The organism is Shewanella halifaxensis HAW-EB4, assembly GCF_000019185.1.
In the GTDB taxonomy this organism is placed as follows: domain Bacteria; phylum Pseudomonadota; class Gammaproteobacteria; order Enterobacterales; family Shewanellaceae; genus Shewanella; species Shewanella halifaxensis.
Map to the genome: position 1 here is coordinate 952,918 of NC_010334.1, position 17,343 is coordinate 970,260.

The 17,343-nt window shown below is 47.4% G+C and carries 9 protein-coding genes; 7 read left to right on the forward strand and 2 right to left on the reverse strand.

The features are described 5' to 3' along the window. Positions 1–133 precede the first annotated feature (133 nt). The 5 genes from SHAL_RS03935 to SHAL_RS03960 all read left to right on the forward strand — a co-directional run bounded on the left by SHAL_RS03935 (position 134) and on the right by SHAL_RS03960 (position 9,262). Positions 134–1,504, forward strand: coding sequence for an alanine/glycine:cation symporter family protein (locus tag SHAL_RS03935; protein WP_012275897.1), 1,371 nt, complete (start codon positions 134–136; stop codon positions 1,502–1,504). A 444-nt stretch (positions 1,505–1,948) separates the two neighbouring features. Then, on the forward strand, positions 1,949–5,638 hold the full coding sequence (locus tag SHAL_RS03945; RefSeq protein ID WP_012275899.1) for an ATP-binding protein: 3,690 nt from the start codon (positions 1,949–1,951) through the stop codon (positions 5,636–5,638). Further along, positions 5,638–6,291, forward strand: coding sequence for a condensin complex protein MksE (locus tag SHAL_RS03950; RefSeq protein ID WP_012275900.1), 654 nt, complete (start codon positions 5,638–5,640; stop codon positions 6,289–6,291). The genes SHAL_RS03945 and SHAL_RS03950 overlap by 1 nt, the downstream gene beginning before the upstream one ends. A 1-nt stretch (position 6,292) precedes the next feature. After that, positions 6,293–7,513 (forward strand): hypothetical protein, encoded by a 1,221-nt coding sequence (locus tag SHAL_RS03955; protein WP_012275901.1) that lies wholly within the window; start codon positions 6,293–6,295, stop codon positions 7,511–7,513. 492 nt (positions 7,514–8,005) lie between these two features. Beyond that, complete coding sequence (locus SHAL_RS03960) at positions 8,006–9,262, forward strand: dicarboxylate/amino acid:cation symporter (protein WP_012275902.1); 1,257 nt, start codon at positions 8,006–8,008, stop codon at positions 9,260–9,262. A gap of 103 nt (positions 9,263–9,365) precedes the next feature. Here SHAL_RS03960 and SHAL_RS03965 read toward each other — a convergent pair whose 3' ends face one another. Next, positions 9,366–10,748, reverse strand: coding sequence for a sigma-54-dependent transcriptional regulator (locus SHAL_RS03965; protein ID WP_012275903.1), 1,383 nt, complete (start codon positions 10,746–10,748; stop codon positions 9,366–9,368). A 103-nt stretch (positions 10,749–10,851) separates the two neighbouring features. Next, positions 10,852–12,879, reverse strand: coding sequence for an ATP-binding protein (locus SHAL_RS03970; RefSeq protein ID WP_012275904.1), 2,028 nt, complete (start codon positions 12,877–12,879; stop codon positions 10,852–10,854). 434 nt (positions 12,880–13,313) lie between these two features. Here SHAL_RS03970 and SHAL_RS03975 point away from each other — a divergent pair, with 434 nt between their 5' ends. Together SHAL_RS03975 and SHAL_RS03980 are read left to right on the forward strand one after the other, a co-directional pair. Next, entirely contained in the window at positions 13,314–15,104 is a 1,791-nt protein-coding gene (locus SHAL_RS03975; RefSeq protein ID WP_012275905.1) for a flavocytochrome c, read from the forward strand. A gap of 607 nt (positions 15,105–15,711) precedes the next feature. Then, entirely contained in the window at positions 15,712–16,689 is a 978-nt protein-coding gene (locus SHAL_RS03980; protein ID WP_012275906.1) for a hypothetical protein, read from the forward strand. Positions 16,690–17,343 lie beyond the last annotated feature (654 nt).

The window sequence follows — 17,343 nt, forward strand, 5'->3', positions numbered from 1 at the left end:
CGTTTAGTGAAGCTAGGTGGACTCTATCGCTCGTTGCATACGTCAGTGATCTGCAACAGCCATTTCTTTTCCTCCTCCGATTATTAATAACTCTTAATTAGAGAGTTTTGTTGTTTAATACTCGAGGAATACCATGAATTTTCACGCGCTTTTAGCCGATATCAATGCCATTGTCTGGGGACCTATCACCCTATGCTTATTGGTTGGAACCGGCCTCTATCTCACTGTTCGACTGAAATTGATCCAAGTCTTCAAATTACCTATGGCACTGGGTTTACTGTTTAAACCCGCAATTGGCAAAGGTGACTTGTCCTCCTTTGCTGCGCTATGTACCGCGCTGTCGGCAACCATTGGTACCGGTAATATTGTGGGTGTCGCCACCGCGATTAAAATTGGTGGTCCAGGGGCACTATTTTGGATGTGGTTAGCGGCCTTTTTTGGCATGGCAACCAAGTATGCCGAATGTATGCTAGCGGTAAAGTACCGCACCACTGACGCTCGCGGTAATATTGCCGGCGGCCCTATGTATTATATCGAACGCGGTCTAGGCCTTAAGTGGTTGGCTAAAATCTTCGCCATCTTCGGTGTCGGTGTCGCATTTTTCGGTATTGGTACCTTTGCTCAGGTCAATGCCATTAGTGATGCCATGACGATTGCCTTTGAAATTCCAGCTTGGGTCACCGCCGTGGTGCTAACTCTTATGGTTGCAGCGGTAACACTGGGCGGCGTTAAACGCATCGCTAACGTGGCGCAAAAACTCGTTCCTAGCATGGCAATCGGTTACGTATTAGCCTGTATGTGGGTACTGTTTACCTTTAGTGATCAGATCATTCCAGCGTTTGAGTTGGTTATTCATTCAGCCTTTACACCTATCTCTGCCGCGGGTGGTTTCTTAGGTGCGACGGTTGCTCAAGCGTTGCAAATTGGTATTGCTCGCGGTGTGTTCTCCAATGAGTCGGGCCTAGGCAGCGCGCCCATTGCCGCTGCAGCGGCTAAGACTAACGAACCGGTTGAGCAAGGTCTTGTGAGCATGACGGGAACCTTCTTCGATACTATCTTGATCTGTACCATGACAGGTTTAGTGCTGATTATTACCGGCGTTTGGAGTGGGGATACCGCAGGTGCGGCCATGACCAGCGCGGCATTTGCGGCGAGTGGTTCAGTGGTTGTAGGTCAATATGTGGTGACCATCGCCTTGGTTTGTTTCGCCTTTACCACTATTTTAGGTTGGAACTACTACGGCGAGCGCTGCTGGTATTATCTAACGGGTAGCCGTCTTGGTGAGAAGGGAGTCAAAATCTATCAATTTACCTTCTTAGGGTTAATCGCTGGTGGCGCCTTTATTCATCTGGATTTTATCTGGATGTTAGCCGATACCGTTAACGGTCTAATGGCTATTCCTAACCTGATTGCACTTATTGGTCTAAGGCATGTGATCTTAAAAGAGACCCGCAAATATTTTGCTAAGCAGCAAGTGTTAGCGACCCAAGGCTCGCAGGCTTAAGCCTTGGTCATTGCTGCGAGACCATTGAGCGTTTAGGACTATTAGTTTTAAAAGCCGAAAATTCTCTAAAGTTCAGCTAATTAATCAAAGCAAAATTAGGCCCATCTCATCAATAGTGAGATGGGCTTTTTCTTGGGCTCTTTATTCGATAATTTATTCAGCTCTTTATTTGATAAGGCTAAAGTTATTGGCTGCAAGTGTCGCTTGTTAACTGCCGATTGATTGAGCATCAAAATGCCTAAAAATGGCGTATGATCTCGCTTCTGATATTTGGTTACAGAAACCGCCGCTTTAGTCACTTTGGCATAATTGCCAAGCGTAGCGCTTTCCTTTAATTTAGTGACCATCAAAACTTTTATAGACCTAACATTAGACCTGACACCTATAGCTTAATGTAAGCCCACCGTGCTTACCGTTACGGCTCTGTTTGGATTAAGGAATGCAATGCCAAGCTTAAATCGCATCATACTTATCGATACTCACCTACCGGGCGTGGTAGAACTGGCGCTGGATGGCCACACCAATATTTGCGGCACTAACGCATCGGGTAAAACCACCTTGCAGCGTCTGGTCCCCGTTTTTTATGGTGAATACCCGAGTCGAGTGGTGCCATCAACCCGTGACAGCTTCGAGCGCTGGTACTTGCCCCATGATTCAAGCTTTATTATTTATGAATATATCAAGTCAGATGGTCTAGCCTATCAGGCGGTACTGGCTTCTGCTGGCGACGGCAAAGGCGTTAACTACCGCTTTATCGCAAAAGGCTTTGAGCTAGACGATTACATCAAAACCAAGCAAGGCGATAGCATTCAGTGCTTTACCATGGCTGAGCTTGGCCGTGAGATGAAGCGCGCTGGTGTGGCGGTGACTAACCTACTCAATACCCGCGAATATCGCGCCATTATCCAGAATGACCGTGCCCTGTTAAGCACGGGTAGTAATCGTAATGAGCTGCGTAACTATGCGCGTCAGTTCTCACTGTGTGAAGCGGAACACTCGCTGCGTCATATCGAAAAGCTGGCTAAAGCGGTGCACTCGAAAGAGGGCAAGATGGAGACGATCAAGTCGATGATCGCGGCCATCCTAGAGGAAGATGGCGTAAATCCGCCAAGCTCACGCTTAAATCCGCAACGGGTCGAAGCCTGGATCCGCGAGAGCCAACTAATCCAAGGCTTTGAGCAAATTCGCCCTGAGTTTGAAAAGCTAGAGCAGGAGTTTGACCAACTGCTTAGCACCGAGCAACGCCTTGCCAGTCTACGCCGTGGTTACAGCAAAGATGAAACTACAGAGATTGAACGTCAAGAGCATCATCAAGACCTCTCTAAAGCCCTTAATGCTCAGCTGCGTCAACTCGATGATGAGTGGAAAGAGCTGCGCGATGAGCTTAACTTAGACTTGTCGGCTGCCAAAGGTGACGTGGCCAAATGTGAGCATGAGCTGGACTCGATTGAAGATCAGCATGCTAGCTTCCAAGATGCCGATATCGAGCAGGCTAAATTAGATCTAGAGCAGCTCCCGAGCTGGCGCGGCAGTTTAGAGAACCTAACTGAGCGTCATAAGCTGCAAACCGAGAAGCATCAAGATATTGAAGCGGCTTACAATGCTCGCCGCAGTAAAATTGGTGAAGGCCTTAACCGTGAGCTAGAAAACTTGCATCAAGAGCAAGATAGCCTACGTGAGTCGCGCGATAAGCAAAGAGAGATTGGCCGCAGCGAGCTAGCAGAGCTGGAAGCGCAGTGGCGTGAGTCGACCGAGAAAGGTCAGGCGCAGTTTAGCGAGCAAGCCTATCAGCTTAAGGTCAATGCCGCCGAGCTAAAGGTGCGTGTCGACAGCGTGACTTACTCAGAAGAGGAAAAGCTGGCGCTTGCGGTATTCGATGAGCGCATCTCTCGCGCCGACGAAGAGCAAGAAGCCTGCAACGCTAAAGTGGATCGTCTAACAAGTGAAGAGCGTAAGCTTCGAGCTAAGCGCGATCAGGCCAACGAAAGTCTGCGCGTGGCTGGTATTCGTGTTACCGAGCGCCAAAGTGAGCTTGAAGAGCTGACTCATATTTTGTTCCCACAGTCGCACACTCTGCTTGAGTTTCTACGCAAAGAGGCCACTGGCTGGGAAAACACGCTCGGTAAGGTGATTAACTCTGAGTTACTGCACCGTAGCGACCTACACCCAAGTCTGATTGCTGACAAACTGAATGCTGAAAGTCTCGAAGCCCTATATGGCATCGCGCTGGACTTAAAAGCCATTGACGCGCCAGAGTATGCAGCTTCAGAGCAAGAGCTGAGAGTGAAGCATGAAAATGCCAAGGAGATGCTGGCTAGCGCTAAAGAGCTGCAGGCCGAAGCCGAAGAGTCCTTGGTTACCAGCAACGCCGAGCTCGATAAACTACTGCGTGAGCTGACTTTTGCCCGCACCGCCTATAAGAATAGCCGTGATGACCTGCGCCGCCTGTTTGATGACAAGCGCGCCGAGCAGGAGAAGATAAACCTTGCACTAAACGAGCGTAAAGCGGCGTCACAAAAGCAACTGGCTCGTATCGACAGCGATATCAAGCAGCTACAAGGCCAGCAGCAAGAGTGGCTCGAAGAGCAAAAAGAGCAAGCGCTTGAAGCGCGCATGGAAAAGAATGCTTACTGGCAAGAAGTGGTTGGCGCCTTAGACAGTCAGCTAAACCAAGTTAAGAGTAATATTCAGAGCCGTCGTGACCACGCTGCAAGCGAGCAAAAGGCCTGTGAGCAGTGGTACAAAAACGAGCTTAAATCTCGTGGCGTCGACGAAGCGAAAATCGTCGCCCTTAAGGCAGAAATTCGCACCCTCGAGAGTAGTATCAGCAAGGCGGAGCAGCGCCGCAGCGAAGTACTGCGTTATGAAGACTGGTACCAACACACTTGGCTTAAGCGTAAGCCTAAGTTGCAGTCAGAGCTCAGTAAGGTAAAACACGCCAGCCTAGATCTAGAGCAGCAGCTAAAGAGTAAGGCCAACGAAGTTAAAGCTAAGCGTAATGAGCTCGATGGTGAGCGTAAGCGCTCGGATGTGGTGCAAATTGAAGCCTCAGAGAACTTAACTAAGCTGCGCAGCGTGATGCGTAAACTGAGTGAGCTTAAGTTACCAGCCAGTAATGATGATGCCCAAGGCAGTTTGACTGAGCGACTACGTCAAGGTGAAGATCAGCTGCTAAAGCGTGATTCAATGATGGGCTCGGTGAAGCAATATGTTGAGCATTTTGACTCGGTTATTGCCAGCAAGTCTGGTTCAGGCTTATCTGAAACTTGGGAGCGTGCCCGTGAAGAATCAAGCTTTGTTAATGACAAAGGCATCCGCATTCTTGATTACCGCAAACTAGTGCCACAACTTGAGCAGCTGCTTAACGTCATGGTACCGCAGTCAATTATGGCGCTGCGTGAGCAGGGGCGTATTTTTGGTGTCGACTTGACCGCTTTTTATGATGTACTCGCCGATATCGACCGCCGCATCGCCTCGCAAAGTGCGCGCATTACCCGTGAAGTGGGTGAAGAGCTGTTCCTCGATGGCGTATCAGAATCTGCAGTTAAAATTCGCTCGCGCATCAGTGAGCTAGAGTTCTGGCCTGAGTTGGAGCAGTTTGTAAAAGCCTTTAAGCGTTGGAAAGCAGACGGCTTTAACGACCTGCCGGGGGAAGATTACACCAACAGCATGCGCCGCGCGTTAGACATTATCGGCCGAGCTGCACTGTCAGGTGGTATCGCTAAGCTGCTTGAAATTGAGCTGCGTCTCAAAGAGGGCAATAGCGATCTGGTTATTCGCACCGATAGACAGCTAAATGAATCATCGAGTCACGGTATGGCGTACCTGATCTTGTGTAAGTTCCTGCTGGCGTTTACCCGTCTGCTACGTGGTCGCGCCGAGGTAACCATTCACTGGCCTATCGATGAGCTAGGGACTTTGCACCATGGTAACGTGAAGAAGATTTTCGATGCCTGTGAGAACAACAATATCTCGGTGCTGGGGGCGTTCCCGAATCCAGAGTCTGAGGTACTGAGCTTATTTGCTAACCGTTACATCATCAATAAACAAACCAAGAAACTGCAGGTGGTTAAGCCTCAAGTTAATCCTATCGCCGAAAAACTTAATCAGCGACGCACTCAGGAGGCCGTGTAATGAGCCAAGCAACCGAAACCACTATCGTTGGCACTAGCGCCCTTATTGAACGTTTGCTTAAAGGTCAGTTTATCTGTCGCACTACAGATGAAGACGGCTGGCGCGCACTGAAAAGCCCCTCGACTCGTGAACATGTTGAGCAGTATCTGAATCAGATCAACCGCACCATCGGCTCGGCAGGCGAAGGTGAAGTGTTCTTCTGTGGTTATCAACAGCTAGGTGATAGCGAGCGTAAGGTGATCTCATCGCAGTTTAAAGATATCTGTAACGCGCTTATTCCGTTGGTGGAGTGGTTAGTGCTGGTGCAAGAGGGCAGTGGTCAAGATGCGCCGCTATCTGAAGGCGTCGCCGTGCGTTTAACTGAGCTGCAAACCCGTATCGAAGATACCCCTGCGTTTCGTGAGCAGTTAGCAAAAATCAGTCATTACCGCCTATTTGGCTCTACCAGTACTAACGTGGATGCCCAGATAAAGCTGGTATTTAAACGCTTAGTGGAGCTGGGTTATCTGACTCGTCCCAACAGCGAGAAGCAAATTTATATCGCCACCGGTAAGTTAGATTATCTGTATGAGGTGATCCGCTTTATCGACGAGACCGAAGGCTTAAGTCTTGAAGCGCAGGCCGAGACCGCAACTCAAAGGGATCTGATCTAATATGAGCAGTAACTTACACCAAGCTGGTGTTAAGCTGCTAAAACAGCTTGGACGCCATGCAGAGTTGGTGATGGACGTTTATCTGTCGGGCTCAGTATCGGTCGATGAGAGCAACGCTGCAGCCATCGATAAGCTACAGAAAAGCGATATCCTGTGGCGACCAGAGCCTGAGCAGGAGCTACGTCTTAAGCGCTCGGTGCGGGCCCTGCTTGAGGAAGCCTTAAGCGATGAGCGTAACCGTCAAATCGATTCTAATGTGGGCTCATCACTTGCGACCATCAAGACCTTGGCCGACCACTATAAAGAGGCGCGCCATAATGTGGATTTCAGTGCCTCAGAGGCTTATCTTGCCGACTTGAGCGAGCATGTTTATAGCTTCGCCGATGGACTGCGTTACTCGATTCGTGTGCTGTGGAGCCGTATCAACAACGAGTTTGGTTATGTGGGCAGTATCAATGCCAAAATTCGTGAGAACGAGTTGGCTCAGAGTCAGGTGACAGAGCTGCTAAACGGTCTTGAGATGTTTCAGTTTAGCGAACTCGGTGAGATAGCCGGTGATATTCGCGAGTTAAGAAAGCTGCTGGTGACGACCTTGCAAGAGACCTTGAGTGATTGTACTCAGGAGCTGAGTGTAGTGCAGGCGCGTTTGCTAGAACTATTGGGACGTTTCCGCCAAATTCGTGGCCGTACTCGATTACTAAAAGGTTGGTTGCTCTATACCGACCTGCATCCAGACTATCGTCCTGCGGACCATGTCAGTCACAAGCAACTGCCGGCGCTATTTAATATCGCCGAGCGCCTTCTGGCTCCGGCTGCCGTGGACGTGCATAACCATAGCCTGGAGTCTGAGCTGTTTGAGGTAGTCTCTAACATTAAGCGCATCGACCGCTTAAATGAGGTGAGCAGTCAGCGTGAGCATGATGTCTCTGTAGACCTAACCCAAGTGGAAGATTTCGATATTCCGGATAACCCGCTCAAGCTGGCGGTTGATGGTTATTTCTGCGCGGTCATCGACTCGGGTAAGAGTCAGTCGGCGCTGGATTACCTCGATGAGCATCAGCTCGCTTGGGATCGAGAGTCATGGTTGTATCAGGTGATCTGCGGCTATGAGGGACTGCCTGAAGAGCATCGTAGTTACTTCGAGCTTGAGCATATCGGTGAGCCTGACCCAGTCTATAGTGGTAACTTTATCATCAAAGATGTGGAGCTGTGGTTGGCGTAATAACCTGTGTTTAGCGTGGGCTAACAGGCTTTAACTTATGGCGATGGGGTCTGTAAATGATACAAAAAAAGCACCTTTTAAAGGTGCTTTTTTTATGAGCATTAATCGGTGTATTGGCTTGTGCGTAACGGTTATCACTTTTTGCAGTGTGGCTTGTAGACGAATCAACTGTTGCACCAGTTACGCCTAGTGCAATTGACTGTGTAGTTTTTAAGTTTTCGTGCTTAAAATGATATGAAAATGTTGCTGTTGTAAAAGTTATGCCTAATGCTGCTTTGTGGGTTTAGGTTTTAATTCTAATAAAAACAGATGCTTGCGCCATTGTTTTTGTCGGCGTTACTAAGCTGTTTCAAAACTATTTGTCCCTTTTAGATTGAAATTTTTGCCAGCATGTTTCACTATCCTCGACACAAAGAGATGAAAACCTATAACTCATCAAAATTGAAGGCAATAGAAGGCATGCGCTAAGACATGTCCCAATAAGGCAAGCAAATGAAAAAATCACTTTCGACTCGGATCTTTATCGGTCTATTTTCAGGGCTAATTTTTGGCTCTATCATTCAATACTTCCTCGCAGACATTAGTTTTTTCTCTGGCACTATCGTTGACTTAGCCTCAGGCGCAGGCACCATGTTCGTTAATATGATCATGATGTTAGTGGTACCTTTAGTTTTTGTTAGTATCGTTTGCGGCGTGAGTGAGCTTAAAGATCTCAACAGCTTCGGCCGCCTAGGCGGTAAAACATTCGGCTTTTACATCATCAACACCTTAGTGGCGATCTTCGCGGCATTGGGCGTGGCGTTATTGCTCGCTCCTGGTAAGGGCGTTGATATGTCTAGCGGTGGCGGTGTCGATATCGTCGCAACGGAGCTACCTAATCTTGTCGATTTGATTGTGAGTATCGTACCGAGCAACCCGATTACCGCATTTGGCTCGGGTAACATGCTACAAGTTATCTTTATGGCACTGTTACTCGGTGGCGTGATTAAATCTCTTGGTGAGGCGGCGCAAAGCGCGGTAAACGGCTTCCAAGTGGCAAACAAGATCATGATGAAGCTGATAAGTGTAGTGATGCAGCTAGCGCCAATCGGTGTATTTGCACTGATGCTAAAGCTTGGTGCGACACTAGAGGCGGCGATATTTGGCAGCGTGGTTGAATACCTAGCGCTGATCTTAAGCCTATTATTACTGTGGATTTTTGTGGTCTACCCATTCGCCGTTAGTCTATTTACTCCTATATCGGCAAAAGAGTTTCGCGCTAAGACTCGTGAGCAAATTTTGTTTTCACTGTCGACTGCTAGCTCAAATGCGACCATTCCAGTGACTATGCGCACCCTAACCGAGAAGCTCGGTGTTAATCGCTCTGTTGCAGGCTTTGGCGTACCGCTCGGCGCGACCATGAACATGGGCGGCGTATCGATTTATATCACTATCGCTATCTTCTTTGTGGCTAACGCATTTGGCGCGCCAATTCCGATGGAGCAGCTACCCGCATTGTTATTTAGTATTTTCTTACTGTCAGTCGGCGCTGGTGGCGTACCTGGCGGCGGCATGGTGATGATTGGTGTGCTTATCCATCAGATGGGGCTACCTATCGAAGCGTTCGCAATTGTGGCAGCCCTAGACCGCTTAATCGATATGGTGCTGACTTCTTGTAACGTCGTGGGTGACACTGCAGTACTGACTATTGTTGATGAAACAGAAAAGAGCGGCGACGCTAAGTTAGTCGCAGCGCAGGCTCAAGTATAATCCGCTGTAGAGCCCTCTATTATTAAAGATAAAAAATGCCAGCAACTTGCTGGCATTTTTGTTTTCTGCTTCTTGTTTCTTTTCTTTAGTTTCTTATCTTTGGTTATTTTTCTTTAGTGATGCGCCGGCTCAAAGCACTCTGGCTTATACCTAGCATCTGCGCCGCTGCGGTTTGGCTATTAGCAGTGCGGTTCATCGCTTCTTGAATGAGGGCGTCACTCATCTGCGCCAATGTCGGTAGGTTTTTGGGGAAGAGTATCTGATCGCTTTGTGTTGCATGACTCGACTTGCTGAGATTAATCGCTTCCATAAAGGGAGTGATATTCAGTGCAATACCGTCACTGCGGCTAACGGCGTCAAACACCATCCCCTTAAGCTCGTGTAGATTACCGGGGAAATCATATTCACTGAGTTGCTGGGCAAGGGAGGCGGGTTGCTGTGGCTCTGACAGTCCCATCTCCTTGGCCGCCAAACTGATAAAGTGATTAATCAGCATCGACAGATCCAGTTTACGTTGCCGCAGTGGTGGTAGTTTGATGGTGTGAGAACGCAGGCGATAGAGCAGATCGCTTCTAAATTTACCCGCTTGGTTAAGGGCTAATAAGTCGTGCTGAGTCGAGGTGATGATCTTACACAGTACCGGATAGGCTCTGTCACTGCCGATAGGGTAGTACTGCTTATGCTCAATCACATCCACAAGCTTAGCTTGGGCTTCAATGGGCAAGTCGCCAATTTCATTTAGATACAGCAGTCCTGACTGCACCTGATGCAGCACCCCGGCTTGCGCGCTGATCTGACCGTCTTCGCCTGTGTGGAGTTGGCCAAATAGCTGTAGCTCGAATGCCGAGGTGCCGATCCCTGCTAAATTTACGTTAACAAAGGGGGCGTCGGCGCAGATAAGCTGATGGCAAGACTTGGCAAACTCATCTTTGCCGGTACCGCTTTCACCTTGAATAAGGATAGGCTCTGGGCTTAAGGCCACCGCCTCCAGATAACGAAACTGATCTAGCAGTGCGGGCTCGCAGGTGAGGATATTATTAAATACCTCTGGGCGGCTTAAGGTACGGCTTAAAAAGCTCTCTTTGATGCGCAGATAGTTACGTTCAAGGCCTACCACTTCAAGTGCACGGCGCACGGTGCGGGCAAGGTCGTCGACCTTATCGGTTTTGATAAAGTAATCATAGGCACCGTTTTTAATGCAACGCACCGCGGTGTCGACCTCGTTTACGCCTGTGACTATCAGTACACGGGTCTTAGGAAACTCGCTACGGATCATCTCTAGCAGATCTTCACCGGAGTGAAACGGCATGGTCAGATCCAGCAGCACCAAGGCATAATCACCCGTCTGCAGCCGACTCATCACCTGACGGCTATCGACACAGGTATCAATTTTGGCTTCAGGCACCAATCGGTTAAGGGTGATAGACAGGGTTCGTAGCCAAGAGGCTTCGTCATCAACTAGGAGAATGTTTCTAGCAAGTTTCATGGTGATACCAATCCTATTAAATATCTGTTCAGTTCAGAGCTTCTCAGGTTTTAATTCGGTGCCGTACTGTATATTAGTGCTGTGCTGGTAAATATTTCAGGAATTAATACTCCAACGGAAAGCGTATTTTAATCACCGTTCCTTCGCCAAGGCGGGAGGTGATCTGCATGTCGGCTTTATGTTCTTTTATGATGCGGCTACAGACCGATAAACCCAAGCCTGTTCCGCCACTTGAGCGACGGGTGGTAAAGAATGGCTCGGTAATTCTTTGTAATGTTGCTCTATCCATACCCACACCTTTATCGCTGACAATTAAGCAGATATGTTTATCTTCGACACAGGTCTTGATGTCGATGTGATTACCGCATTCATAACACTCAGCGTCCTGTCTTATGGCATGACAGGCATTTTGAATAAGATTAATCAGCACTTGGTGTAGTTGTTGCGCATCCCCCATCACGATAGGAGAGGGAGTGAGCAGATCGGTAGTGACATTGAAAATCTTAGTCTGGTTGGCTGTAAGGCGCAGTGATACCGCGACCACTTCATTAAGACTAATAGGCTGATATTCGTCGGCTAAGGTCGGCAATGCATAGCGCTTGAGGTCGTTAACGATACGACTAATACGCTCAGCCCCTTCATGAATAGACTGACTGCTTAACTCGAGCTCACTCATAGCAAGATCCGGTGCGAGTCCGGCAACACTCCAGAAGGGATTCTGCTTCTGGTAATGATTACTGGCCTCAGATAGATCTCTAAGCGCATCGTTAATAAAGGCGATAGAGTGAACGATAATCCCGGTTGGATTATTAATTTCGTGGGCAATGCCGGCCGAGAGCTCACCGAGTGATGCGAGGCGGCTAGCTTCATCGTTGGCTTGACGCAGCCTGTGTTGCTCGGTGGCTTCCTCTAACAGAATCACCACCTGCTGTTTGCTAATAGGGTGTAGCTGCAACTGCCAATATTGGTCATTGATCTGCATATCCGCAGTTTGCGATTTCTGCTCAACTAGTACATCCGATAGCGCATGGCTCAAGTTAAAGCTTTCGCCATCAATATAGTGAAACAGTGGATCAGTCAGCAGGTCGTTATTATTATCATTACTCCACAGGCATTCACCGTCTTGGTTAAACAGGGTCACACCATGGGGAATACCGTCGAGCACGGATTGGAACTGCTTAGAAAGGCTAGATATTGCCAATTCTGCTTTCTTACGCTGGGCTAGCTCTATTTTAAGCGCCTTAGAGCGCTTACGTAGGCTGAGGCTGATAAAACCCGTTAATAGCATACCGACGGCCGACAGCAAGCTAACAAAGATAGCGAGTGACAACATTCTTTTTTGAGCAGAGTTGAGATCGACTTTTTCACGGCCGGTACCAAACCACTTATTGACGAGACGGTCGTATTCCCCCGAAAGCTTAAGTTGTCTGAGCGCGTCATTGATCTGCGCCATCATCTCAGCATTCTTCTCGTTGCTGACAAAGTTAAATGCGCCGTAAATAAGAGGATCGCTAGAGCTACGGACAGAGGGGTACAGTGGCATCAGACGCCTAGCAACAAAGTTCTCTGCGATGACCACATCGACTTCACCTTTTATTAGCTTTTGAAAACCCGTTTCATAGAGATCGACATCGACACGGGTAAAATCCTGCTTTTTTCCTGAAATGTACACATCGACAAAGGCGCCTTTCTTGATGGCGACGCGTTTACCTTCCAGATCGCTCCAGCCGTTGATAAAGGACTTACCTTGTAGGGTATAGGCTTTGGCGTGGGTGGCGTAAATAGGATCTGATTGACTCAGCTCTCTATCGACAGTAATCGGGCTGACTACGGCAATGACATCAATGAGAGAATCACGGTCGTGCACGTCTTTTAAAAGTTGCTGAAAGCTCTTACGGCGAATGATGATGCGCTTGCCCATGAGCTGGCCGATGCGGTCCATCAACTCAAGGTTAAAGCCTTGGTCGACACCATTATTGCGCCACTCTAGAGGGGCGGTCTTTGAGTGAACGCCAAAGACGATACTTTGGCTTTCATAGGATTCGTCTGCGTATACCGGCAGCGATAGCCCCGCTAATGCAACGGCACAAAGCGTACAAAAGCTGCAAACTAAGTTAACAAATGTTTTCATAACGGAATCTTAGCATGAGCTTATACAAGATAACTGTGCGGGATTTCTCGATTTTAAATCAAGATAAATAGGCTTTGAAAACGACTGAGTTCTTGGTTTAACCGGTTTTTCTTATTTCTAGAATAGTCATACTTTGAAGGCTCAGCTTTTGAATACTCGGGTTTTGAATTGGCCCGTTTGTGATCTTGTTAACGTCAGCTTATGCATTTTTGCATAACTGCCTAGAAGGTTATGCATGTTTGCATGATAGCTTTTACAAGCTGTGATCGAGTGTTCAGTTTCCATCGCTATTGAGCAGATGCAGTTGCTGACTTATCTCAATAGGCAGACAATTACCTCGAATTGAGTATTTAAGACAGCATTTATGACTGTCGTATATAACGTGATAGCTTTTTGCGCTGCTGATTGCAGCAATAAAAAGGCGAGGAAATGAGATGAAAAACTTTAAAAAAGCAGTGTGTATCGCAACACTTCTAGGCTCAGCAGGCTTTATGTCTAACGCCATTGCTGCTGATAACTTGGCAGAGTTCCACGGTGAAAACCAAGAGTGTGATAGCTGCCACATGCCAGACGGTGAGCTTTCAAACGATAGCTTAACCTACGAGAACGCACAATGTGTAGCTTGTCACGGCACACTCGCTGAAGTTGCTGAAGAAACAAAACATGAGCACTACAATGCCCATGACTCTCATTTCCCTGGCGAAGTGGCTTGTACTTCTTGTCACAGCGCTCACGAAAAATCTATGGTCTACTGTGACTCTTGCCATAGCTTCGACTTTGACATGCCTTACACTAAGAAGTGGGAACGTCACGAGCCAAGCATCGATGAGCTATTAAAAGACACTGAAGATCGTCAAGCGGCGCTTGCTGAAGCACCGCGTGACACCGTTGATGTTGTCGTTGTAGGTTCAGGTGGTGCAGGTTTCTCTGCAGCAGTATCTGCACACGATCACGGCGCTAGCGTTATTCTTATTGAAAAAGAGCCACTCATTGGTGGTAACGCTAAGCTTGCTGCGGGTGGCATGAACGCCGCTTGGACCGATCAGCAAAAAGCAAAAGGCATCAAAGACAGCGTTGAGTCTATGTACAAAGACACCATGAAAGGTGGTCGTGACCTAAATGAGCCAGAGCTAGTTGAAGTATTGACTTCACACTCTAAAGGTTCAGTTGATTGGTTGACTGCCATGGGCGCAGATTTAAATGACGTAGGTCGTATGGGTGGCGCTTCAGCTAACCGTTCACACCGTCCAACCGGTGGTGCAGGTGTGGGTGCTCACGTAATCCAAGTACTATACGATAACGCGGTTAAGCGTGACGTTGATATGCGCATGAACACCCGTGGTATTGAAATCCTTAAAGACGATAAAGGCAACGTTAAGGGTCTGCTCGTTAAAGGTATGTACAAGGGTTACTACTGGATTAAAGCTGACGCAGTTATCCTAGCAACAGGTGGTTTTGCTAAGAACAACGATCGTGTCGCTAAGCTTGATCCTAAGCTAAAAGGCTTCATCTCAACTAACCAACCCGGTGCAACAGGTGACGGTATCGATGTAGCAGGTAATGCAGGTGCTGCGATGACAGACCTACAGTACATTCAAGCTCACCCAACGCTATCTGTTAAAGGTGGTGTGATGGTAACTGAAGCGGTTCGTGGTAACGGTGCAATTTTAGTTAACCGTGAAGGTAAGCGCTTCGTCAACGAAATCACTACACGTGATAAGGCTTCTGCAGCGATTCTGAACCAAACAGGTAAGTCTGCGTTCCTAATCTTCGATGACTCAGTACGTAAGTCTCTGAGTAAGATTGATAAGTATATCGGTCTAGGTGTTGCTCCAAGCGCTGACTCGCTAATTAAGCTGGGCGAGATGGAAGAGATTGATGGTAAAGCCCTTACTGAAGCCGTTGCACGCTACAACAGCTTTGTTAAGAGCGGTAAGGACGCAGACTTCGGTCGTCCTAACCTACCTCGTGCCCTTAACGAAGGTAACTACTATGCAATCGAAGTGACTCCTGGTGTTCACCACACTATGGGCGGCGTGAAGATTGACTCTAAAGCTGAAATCATGAACGCGAAGCAGCAAGTTATCCCAGGTCTATATGGCGCGGGTGAAGTAACTGGTGGTGTTCACGGTGCTAACCGTTTAGGTGGTAACGCTATCTCTGATATCGTCACCTTCGGTAGAATGGCTGGTGAGAATGCAGCTGAGTACTCTAAGAAGAACTAGTCTTCTTTAGATTAATCTTGGAAGTGTTAGTCGGGGTTGAGATTTGAGTTAAGTTTCAGCCTTCGATTAAGAAGCAAAAGCCTTCATCTTATAGATGGAGGCTTTTTTGTATCTGCTACTTTGGCGTTTAGTTGCTTAGCGTTTAATGCAATCAAACTTCGTTTGATAAGGGTCGTGGCGCTTTGCTCCACATTGCTAATGCATCAGGCTACGCCTGACCAACATCGTGAGCTTCCAGCTCACACTCGGGCAAGAGGGGGACAACAGCTTCCCCCTCTTGACCATTTCTTTTATAAAGAGTCCGAGCCGCCCCTACGAAGTTGTCTCCCTCCTATCTTATGGATAAATCACTAACGCTTCCGATGGGGCATCTGATGTGAATGGATTCACAAATGCCGTGATGGCATGGATGCCAAAGAACGGCCTGCCCCGCGAAAGCTACGCCGACATCCATGTCGGCATCACGCGACTCTGGTTTATAAAGAGTTTCCAACGCATTTCGGCAACTTCGATGGGGAGCAAAAGATGATTCTTAGACACCCATCCTTAATGGAGTGTTTTGAGATCTCTTACTAAACTTTAGGTATTGCTGAAGTAGGAGGTTGTTATGCCCCGCGCAAGAAGTACCTTAATTAGCCTTGAAGATACGCCCTATTATCATTGTTGTAGCCGTGTAGTTCGGCGCGCCTATTTGTGTGGTGACGATGAGCACACTGGCAAGAACTATGATCATCGCCGTGGCTGGGTCGAAGCGCAAATACTGAAATTAACGGAGGTGTTTGCGATTGATGTAGCCGCCTATGCAGTGATGAGTAATCATCTGCATGTAGTGCTTTACATTGACTTAGAAACGGTAAATAGTTGGTCAGATAGAGAGGTTGTTGAACAGTGGCATAAGCTATTTAACGGTACGGATTTAACGCAAAAGTTTACTAAAGGTGACGTGGTTGAAGAGTGCATGGTAGCAACATTAAAACACCTCATTGCTACTTACCGTTCGCGCCTAAGTGATATCAGTTGGTTTATGCGCTGTCTCAATGAGCCGATAGCAAGGCAAGCTAATTATGAGGACAATTGCACTGGTCATTTTTGGGAAGGGCGCTTTAAGTCACAAGCGCTACTTGATGAAGCTGCAGTGCTGGCCTGTATGGCTTATGTCGAACTTAATCCCATCAGAGCTAAGATAGCCAAGACGCCTGAAAAGTCAGACTACACCAGTTTACAGCTGAGAGTGAAAGCAGCGCTAAAAGGCAAGCAACCCGCTAAGCTATTGCCCTTTATTGGCAACGAGAAAAAGCAGCAATCAAAAGGCTTTAATTTCTCGCTTCAGGATTACTTAACGCTTGTTGATGAAACGGGGCGAGTCATTCGTGATGACAAGCGTGGGGCAATTTCAGCTAATGCCGAAAAGATACTGAATAGGCTCAATATTCCGAGTGATAACTGGATAAAGGTTACTTCAGAATTTGGTAAGCTGTTTCATGGGCCTGTAGGGACTTTACAAGAGCTAACTCATTATTGTGAACATCTAGAAAAGCGTCGACGGCATTTTTCACATTGTTGCCAGTACCTTCAGGCAAGCTAAATAATTCATTCAAACAATCACCTCTGTTCATAGAGTTAATCGATGAGCCAATTTTTGCTGCCTAAAATCCATCACTCTACCGCTTAAACCATTACCAGCTCGTGTTTTGCCATCTTTAACAAGCCCCCCATAAGAATATGAGCCGATAGCTTAGTGCGCCTTGGGACCTAAGGCTGGGAAACTGTAGTATCTTGTTGATTTAACATGGGTGGCTTAAGTTAAAAAATTCAGTTAAAAAATTAGCCCATGCACATCAGATATTCCATTTTAGCCGTTAGGCGATCTTTATCAAACGTTGCCTGATTGCATCAAATGTACAGCTAATTATTTACAGGTTCAGCCGAGTGGGTGATCCCCATCGCCGAAATACGCAAGCTGCTACAAAGTGAGTGAGTTTACTCGTGGTCAAATTCATTGTGCCACTACCGTTAGCCTGTGATGTGATACTTCAAATACTGATGCAGCTCAAACAAATGGAAAAATAGTAAAAATAATTAAATTTTTAATATTGATTTTGCTGATGTTTTTTTGGTTGCTAAATTACCGATATTCGCTTCAGGCGGCCAAATAAGCTTACTTTAACTTTAAGTTTAGTAATTTTAATTCATGCCGAGGTTTATCCTAAATATAAGACAGTGCTGCGGCTGTTTGCTG